The sequence below is a fragment of the Streptomyces sp. NPDC006743 genome, from assembly GCF_040703815.1.
Lineage (GTDB): Bacteria > Actinomycetota > Actinomycetes > Streptomycetales > Streptomycetaceae > Streptomyces.
Genome location: NZ_JBEYJA010000066.1, coordinates 26269 through 32268, shown reverse-complemented (window position 1 = coordinate 32268; position 6000 = coordinate 26269). Strand labels below are relative to the sequence as shown.

Here is a 6000-nt window from a genome sequence, read left to right as displayed (position 1 = left end):
TCCAGTACCGGCCAGGCACCCTCGACGGTTTCATAGTGGGCACCGGCCTGGCTCTCGACGAACCGGCGTCACCCTGACAAGCCGAAGTCAGTAACTCCTGCCTGACACTCGCCGTACGCCTGGAAGGGGCCGAGGTCACCACCATCGAGGGCCTCGCGGACGGCGACCAGCTGCACCCGCTGCAGCAGGCGTTCATCGACGAGGACGCCTTCCAGTGCGGCTACTGCACCTCCGGGCAGATCCTGTCCGGCGTTGGCTGCATCGAGGAAGGCCACACCGGGTCACCGGAGGAGATCCGGGAGTGGATGAGCGGCAACATCTGCCGTTGCGGCTGTTACACGAAGATCGTGCGCGCGGTCGAGCAGACCGCCGGCCGGAAGTGAGGGCCGCCCATGTACCCCTTCGACATCAGCAAAGCGTCCGACACGCGTGAGGCCCTCCACGCAGGCAGTCAGGGCGGCCGTTACATCGCCGGGGGCACCACCCTGGTCGACCTGATTCGCGAGAACGTCGAGCGCCCCGAAACACTGGTCGACATCACCGGCCTGCCGCTGGACGAGATCACCGTCACCGGGCGCGGCGGGCTGCGCATCGGCGCGCTGGTCACGATGGCCGAGGCCGCCGCCCACCGCAAGGTACGCACCCTGTACCCCGTCATCTCCCAGGCGCTGGAGCTGAGCGCGTCGGCCCAGTTGCGGAACATGGCCACCATCGGCGGCAACATCATGCAGCGCACCCGCTGCACGTACTTCCGCGACGTCACCGCCGCCTGCAACAAGCGTGATCCCGGCTCGGGCTGTGCCGCCCGGGAGGGCTTCAACCGCACCCACGCGATCCTCGGCACCTCCGAGGACTGTGTCGCCACCCACCCCTCCGATGTGGCCGTCGCGTTCGCGGCCCTGGAGGCGAGCGTGCACCTGCTCGGCCAGGACGGCGAACGCCGCGTCCCCTTCTCCGACTTCCTGCTGCGTCCGGGCAGCACCCCGAACCGCGAACAGGCCATCCGCCGTGGCGATCTGATCACAGCGGTGGAGATCCCCGCCCTCCCGCGCCCGCTCACCTCCGGCTACCTGAAGGTCCGCGACCGCCAGTCCTACGAGTTCGCCCTGACCTCAGCGGCCGTCGCCCTGCACCTACGCGGCGGCGTGATCCGCGAAGCGATGGTAGCCGCCGGCGGGGTGGGCACCGTGCCGTGGAAGCTGCCCGCGGTCGAGCAGCACCTCATCGGCGAGCGGCCCTCTGACGCCCTGTGGCCGGCCGCCGCCGAGAGAGCAGCTGACGGGGCCCGCCCCCTCGCACACAACGGGTTCAAGGTCGAGCTGCTCAAGCGGACCGTCGAACGTCAGCTGCGCACAGTAGGAGGTACGAAGTGAGCCCCCAGCCGCAGGCCGCCGTGGGCGCGCCCCTGTCTAGGGTCGACGGCCGGTTGAAAGTGACCGGGAAGGCGACGTACGCCGCCGAGCACGACGTGGACGGGGCGGTACACGCCGTCCTCGTCGACAGCAGCATCGGCCGCGGCCGCATCACATCCATCGACACGAAGGCCGCCCTGGCCCACCAGGGTGTGCTGCGGGTCATCAGCCACCTCAACGCGCCGAAACTCCCGTATCGCGGCACCGGACCGATGACCAACCCACCCGGTGAACGGCTGCGCGTCTTCCAGGACGACCGGGTGCGCTTCCACGGCCAGCCCGTCGCCGTCGTGCTCGCCACCACCCTGGAGGCCGCGCAGCACGGCGCGAGCCTCGTGAAGGTCTCCTGCGACGCACAGCCACCCTCCACCGACCTGCGCAAGGCGAAGGCGGACAAGCCGACGACGTACGCCCGCGGTGACGTCGACGCCGGGCTGCGCGATGCGGCCGTACGCCTCGACCTGACGTACCGCATGGCGCGCAACCACCACAACGCGATGGAACCGCACGCCACCATCGCCCGCTGGGACGGCACAAAGCTCACCGTCTGGGACAAGACCCAGTGGGTGCTCGCCGCCCAGACCGAACTCGCCGGGGTGTTCGGCCTGCCGATGGACTCGGTGCGGGTCATCTCCCCGTTCGTCGGGGGCGGTTTCGGCAGCGGGCTGCGCTGCTGGCCGCACACGGTGGCCGCCGCGCTGGCCGCCCGCGAGCTGCGCCGACCGGTCAAACTGGTGCTGAGCCGCAGGCAGCAGTACTTCGGCACCGGCTTCAGGCCCGCCTACGAGTACCGCCTGCGCGTGGGCAGCGACCGTCGCGGCCGGCTGACCACCATGGCCCACGAGCTGAAGGCCGAGACCTCCTCGTACGAGACGTTCACCGAGACCGTCCTGCCGGCCGGGCAGATGCTCTACAGCATGCCGAACGTCCGCCAGGACTACCGGACGGTGCCGCTGGACGTGAACACGCCCATCTGGATGCGCGGCCCCGGTTTCGCAAGCGCGTCCTTCGTCATCGAGTCGGCCCTGGACGAACTCGCCGACAAGCTGCGCGTCGATCCGATCGAGCTGCGCCGCCGCAACGAGCCGAGCGAGGACGAGTCGACCAAGCTGCCGTTCTCCACCCGCCGGCTGCGCGAGTGCTATACCGTCGGCGCCCGTGAGTTCGGCTGGCACCGCCGTCCTGCGAAGCCGCGCTCGCGGCGGGACGGGGACTGGCTGATCGGTATGGGCATGGCCACCGGGGTCTACGAGACCCAGCGCAACCAGGCTGAAGCCCGTGTCCGGCTGGACGCCGACGGCACCGCGATCGTCGAGGCTGCCGCTAGCGACATGGGACCGGGTACCTACACCTCCCAGACCCAGGTTGCCGCCGACGCACTCGGCCTGACCATGCGCACCGTTACGTTCCGTCTGGGCGACTCCAGCTACCCGGCCACCCCGCCGCACGGCGGCTCCCAGACGATGGCCAGCGTCGGCTCTGCCGTCCTCGACGGTTGCAACCAGGTCCGCCACCAAGCCATCAAACTGGCCGTCGAGGACGAGGCTTCCCCGCTGTATGGGGTGCCGGCAGCCGATGTCGTGGCGCGGGGCGGCCGGCTCCATCTGCAGGGCAACCCGGCCCGCGGCGAGACCTACCAGCGGCTGTTGGCCCGCTTGGGCCGCTCCCACCTCGAAGCCCTCGGCTCGTACGCCGGAGCGCCGAACCCTGCGCGGCACTCCTTCTACGCCTACAACGCCACCTTCGCCGAAGTCGCCGTCGACGCCACACTCGGCCTCGTACGGGTGCGGCGCATGCTCGGCGTGTACGACGCGGGCCGCATCATCAGCCCCAAACTCGCCGAGAGCCAGGCCATCGGCGGCATCGTGGGCGGCATCGGCACCGCCCTGCTGGAACACACGGTCACCGACCACCGCGACGGCCGCATCGTCAACGCGAACCTTGCCGACTACCTCGTCCCTGTCAACGCCGACGTCCCCGACATCAAGACGATCTACCTGGACGGCGAAGACCGCGAGGCCGACCCGCTCGGCGTCAAGGGCCTCGGCGAGGTCGTCCACGTCGGCGTAGCACCGGCCATCGCCAACGCGGTCTTCAACGCCACCGGCCGCCGCGTAGGCCAACTCCCCGTCACTGCTGAGGCATTGATCTGACCCAGACTGCCGCAGGTGTCACCGTGCCCGGTAGCCGCCCCTCCGGCTACCGGGCACGCCCCACCCGCACGGAGAATCCCGCCCGCCCCGGAGAAGCCTCATGCTGAACATCGCGGACACACTGCACACCTGGTGCCGCACAGGCCGCCCCTTCGCCCTCGCCACCGTCGTCGACGTCACCGGCAGCGCACCCCTGCCCGCCGGAACATCGGTCGCGGTCGACAAAGACGGCACCGCGGTCGGCAGCATCTCCGGCGGCTACGTCGAAGGAGCCGTCTACGAACTCTGCCAACAGGTACTCCACGACCGAGGCGCCCCGCACCGCGCCCGGTTCGGCTACTCCGACGACGACGCCCTCGCGGTCGGCCTGCAAGAGGTCCTTCACTCTCACCAGTCGCCGCACGGGTGAGAAGACGACGTTCAACCGCTCCGGCACGACCGGGGACGCGCGGGTGTCGAAGGTGGAGGACAAGAACGGCAACGCCACCACCACCACCTATTCCGGCGACTTCCCGGCCAAGATCACGGCCGCTTCGGGTCGGACGCTGACCGTCACCAACGACGGCAGCCACATCACCAAGGTCACCGACAGCTCCGGCCGCTTGGTCGGCTATACCTACTGCTCTGACCGCATACCTTCGCCGGGTTGAGCGGGTGTGGGGCCATTGATGCCATCTACCTGGCCGAGGCATCCGCCTATGCTCGGCTCGTGCAGCCGCTTTCCGACAGCAGCAATCCGTTGATCAGGGCGTTCCCAGCCGAGCTTGCAAGCGATGCCGAGGCAGTCCTGGCGGTGATGCCTGCTTCTCGGCTCCAGCCGCATGCCTCGTTCTCGGTCGCTGTAGAGGGCCAGCAGGTCTTGATCCCCGGGCGCCTCTACAACGACGAGCCGCCGACCGACGCGGTGGCGTCGCTTTCGTCGCGCCAACGGCAGCTTCTGCACTGCCTGTACTCACGGCACTGCGACGGGGTGGTCAGACAGCGTCACCTGGAGAAGGTCGTCGGTTCCACGGACCCATGGGTCGTCCCCTTCGTCGTGCAGCTGGTTGGCGAGTACGTCTTGGAGATCCTGGTCGTCATCTGCGATGAGCTCCGTGATCTCGCCACGCCCGGCACCTGCGGCCACCTCGCTTACGGGCAGTTCATCGTGGACAACCCAGCCTTCTTCGCGCGCACTCAACGGCGGGTCGTGAGCTACTGGAGCTGCTACTACCGGGGCACCTACGCGAGTTTTCGGGGCTACCCGGGGTGCACGCTTCTTGACCTCCTAGGGTCCGCTGCCTCCGACAGAGCAGGGCATCCCTGGCCCAACTTCGCTCCCGCCGGCGCCAGGGCGGACGGCTACTGCTAGGACCTGGCCGGGCAAGGTCGCCGGGCCGGTCAAGCCGCATCGGCGAGGGGACGTGCGCCCCAACGGATGCCCTTCTCGCTGCGGATGCGAGCGCGCTCGCGGCGCTGGGCTGCCAGCACGTCGGGGTGACGGGCATTCGCGTTGCGCCAGCGCAGATAGGCGTGCAGGGCCCGGGTCTGCACGGTGTGGTTGCGGTGGTTGGAGTTGGCGATGGTGAACTGCCGCAGCGGCCCGAAGTGCGCCTCGATCGGGTTGGCCCAGGACGCGTATGTCGGCGTGAAGCACAGCTCGACGCGGTTCTCCTTCGCCCAGCGGCGGATCGCCTCGCCCTTGTGGGCGGACAGGTTGTCCAGGGTGACGTAGATGGGGGCGCCGTCCGGCCGGGCGGCCCGGATCGACCTGAGCGCGGCCAATGTGTTCGCGGCGCCCTTCTTGCGGCGGTTGACTCCCCCGCCGACACACCAACCGAGCTCGATCGCACACAGCGTGGTTCTGGGAAGCGGAAACAGGTTGGGCAAGAGTCAAATCGCCCTGGGCCCGCTGACGATCAACAACACCCGCACGGCCCGAACATCTCTACTGGCGGCCGCAGTCGTACTGGCAGCGTTGTTGTCCCTCGTCGGCTACATGATGGCCGACACTTTCTCCTCCGGTGAGTCGGGCGACGTGAGCAACCAGGAAATCTGTGATCAGGCCACGCCGCTGAGGGCGCAAGTGGCGGATACGGACGCAGCAACATATGCCGCGCACATCAGTGAATGGCGCAGCGTTGTCGATCTGAGTAAGCAGGCAAGCGATGCACGTCTTGCCAAATACGGCAGATTCGCAGACCGGAACTATCGAAACGTGGGAAACTACTACATCCCGCTCAGTGATATCATCGATTACTCTTGCAGGGGTGAGGCCAGCGGAATAACTGACATTCCGACGGCGCCGTGACCGGGCCTCGATCAGCACGCCCTTTCGGAGCACAAAGAGGTAAATCCGAAGCGGTCTGGCCGGCGGCCAGCACTGCAGGGGCCCGGACCGGGCATGGCTGACCTGTTCGGCCGGCTGCCAGCAGTTCTTCCGCCCGACACTCGAC

5 protein-coding genes and 3 pseudogenes are annotated in these 6000 nt (G+C 68.5%); 7 read left to right on the top strand and 1 reads right to left on the bottom strand.

All coding sequences use genetic code 11. From position 1 onward, the window contains the following. Positions 1-92: 92 nt before the first annotated feature. The 6 genes and pseudogenes from ABZ719_RS33495 to ABZ719_RS33470 all read left to right on the top strand — a co-directional run. Positions 93-383: pseudogene (locus ABZ719_RS33495) on the top strand (2Fe-2S iron-sulfur cluster-binding protein); the annotation flags it as partial. Positions 384-392: 9 nt separating this feature from the next. Next, the gene (locus ABZ719_RS33490; RefSeq protein WP_366728931.1) at positions 393-1373 is read left to right on the top strand and encodes a xanthine dehydrogenase family protein subunit M; all 981 of its coding nucleotides are present in this window, start codon (positions 393-395) and stop codon (positions 1371-1373) included. Beyond that, the gene (locus tag ABZ719_RS33485; protein ID WP_366728930.1) at positions 1370-3565 is read left to right on the top strand and encodes a xanthine dehydrogenase family protein molybdopterin-binding subunit; all 2196 of its coding nucleotides are present in this window, start codon (positions 1370-1372) and stop codon (positions 3563-3565) included. Before ABZ719_RS33490 ends, ABZ719_RS33485 begins: the two co-directional genes overlap by 4 nt. A gap of 100 nt (positions 3566-3665) precedes the next feature. Then, positions 3666-3935: pseudogene (locus ABZ719_RS33480) on the top strand (XdhC family protein); the annotation flags it as partial. A 91-nt stretch (positions 3936-4026) separates the two neighbouring features. Then, positions 4027-4215 carry a hypothetical protein gene (locus ABZ719_RS33475; protein ID WP_366728929.1) on the top strand — a complete coding sequence of 63 codons (189 nt, stop codon included), beginning with the start codon at positions 4027-4029 and terminating at the stop codon, positions 4213-4215. Positions 4216-4274: 59 nt separating this feature from the next. After that, positions 4275-4916, top strand: coding sequence for a hypothetical protein (locus ABZ719_RS33470; RefSeq protein WP_366728928.1), 642 nt, complete (start codon positions 4275-4277; stop codon positions 4914-4916). A gap of 29 nt (positions 4917-4945) precedes the next feature. Here the strand turns inward: ABZ719_RS33470 and ABZ719_RS33465 are convergent. Beyond that, a pseudogene (locus ABZ719_RS33465) lies at positions 4946-5365 on the bottom strand (transposase); the annotation flags it as partial. A gap of 37 nt (positions 5366-5402) precedes the next feature. Between ABZ719_RS33465 and ABZ719_RS33460 the strand changes: the two are divergent. After that, positions 5403-5855: a hypothetical protein gene (locus tag ABZ719_RS33460; RefSeq protein WP_366728935.1), complete on the top strand. Its 453-nt coding sequence runs from the start codon at positions 5403-5405 to the stop codon at positions 5853-5855. The last annotated feature ends 145 nt before the right edge of the window (positions 5856-6000 follow it).